At 75.4% G+C, this 1,344-nt stretch carries 2 protein-coding genes; both read right to left on the reverse strand.

What is annotated here, in order from left to right; translation table 11 throughout:
- Positions 1 to 519: aldehyde dehydrogenase family protein (locus tag ABZ641_RS37650; RefSeq protein WP_359989104.1), on the reverse strand; the 519-nt coding region annotated here is incomplete at its 3' end.
- Positions 520 to 735: 216 nt separating this feature from the next.
- Positions 736 to 1,344 (reverse strand): universal stress protein (locus tag ABZ641_RS37655; RefSeq protein WP_359989106.1); only part of this gene is annotated, 609 nt, incomplete at its 5' end.

Consider the following 1,344-nt stretch of genomic DNA (forward strand, 5'->3'; position numbering starts at 1 on the left):
CGCCCCGGCCGCCACCGCGGCGTCGCGCACGATCCGCGCCGCCTCGGCGGAGCAGCGCTGCGCGGCCGGGTGGAAGGCGAACACGATCGGATTGCGGGTCTTCAGGGCCAGCAGGCTCTTGAAGATCGTGGTCGAGGTGGGGTTGGTCACCGGGGTCACGCCCGCAACGACGCCGACCGGTTCGGCGATCTCCACGATGCCGTCGATGTCGTCGCGGCGCACCACCCCGACCGTCCTCGTCCGGGCCATCACATGGGTGACGTTCTCGCAGGCGAAGACGTTCTTCACCGCCTTGTCCTCGAACAGCCCGCGCCCGGTCTCCTCCACCGCCAGCACCGCGAGTCCGGTGTGCTCGGCCAGGGCGGCCAGGGACGCCTTCTTGACGATGTGGTCGATCTGCTCCTGGGTGAAGTCCGCGTACTCCCGAAGGGCCGTCAGGGCTTCGGCCACGAGCGTGTCGACGGCCGGCTCGGCATCGCCCGGAGCGGGCGGCTGCACGGTGTGCGGGCGGCGGGTCATGGCGGGACCACCTTTCAGTGGGATCGTCCGGGGATCGTCCGGAGAGCGGCGGCCGGCGGGGTCGTGCCCGGCTCTCGACGAGAAGCTTCCTGCGCGCGGCACGGGCCGGGGATGCGCCGATGGGGACCGGGTCTTCGGGCCGAAGGTCCCTTCTCCGCGGCCGGCGGCAGGGCCGTTGGTCCGCCGGTCCGCCCGGGTGGGAGTCCGCGCTCGCGCTCACGACCCGGGCACGACCGCCACCGGGCAGGCGGCGTGGTGCAGAACGGCATGGACGACCGGGCCGAGCGGGATCACGGAGCCGACGGGCCGGCGCCCCAGCACCATCAACCGCGCCTTGGCGGACACGTCCACCAGCACCCCGGCCGGCCCCCCGCTGTCGACGTCCTCCAGCACCTCGACGTCGGGGTTGAGTGCCTTCCACGGCTCCAGGGCCGCGGCCAGCAGCCGGGCCTCACCTCCGGAGCCGGCCGGGCGTGCGGCCCCGGCGTGGACGGCCCGCAGCGGCAGGCCGTACCGGTGGGCGGCCGCGAAGGCGAAGCCGAGGGCGGCGTCCGCGGGGCGCCGCGCGTCCACCCCGACCACCACGAACTCGCGGGGATGCGACCCGGCGGCCTCCACCGGCAGCACCACCGTGGGGCAGCCCGTCCGGGCGACGACCTGCAGCGCGGTCGAGCCGACCCGCAGGTCCGGGAAGCCGCCGCTCCCCCTCGCCCCGAGCACCAGGAGGTCCGCGTCCTCGCCCGCCGCGAGGAGCGCCGGGGCGGCGGTGTCGTGGGCCTGCTCGGTGCGCAGTCGCAGCCCCGGGTGACGTACCGCCAGGACGTG

Origin of the sequence: Kitasatospora sp. NPDC007106, from assembly GCF_040634455.1 — a bacterium.
Taxonomy (GTDB): Bacteria; Actinomycetota; Actinomycetes; order Streptomycetales; family Streptomycetaceae; genus Kitasatospora; species Kitasatospora arboriphila.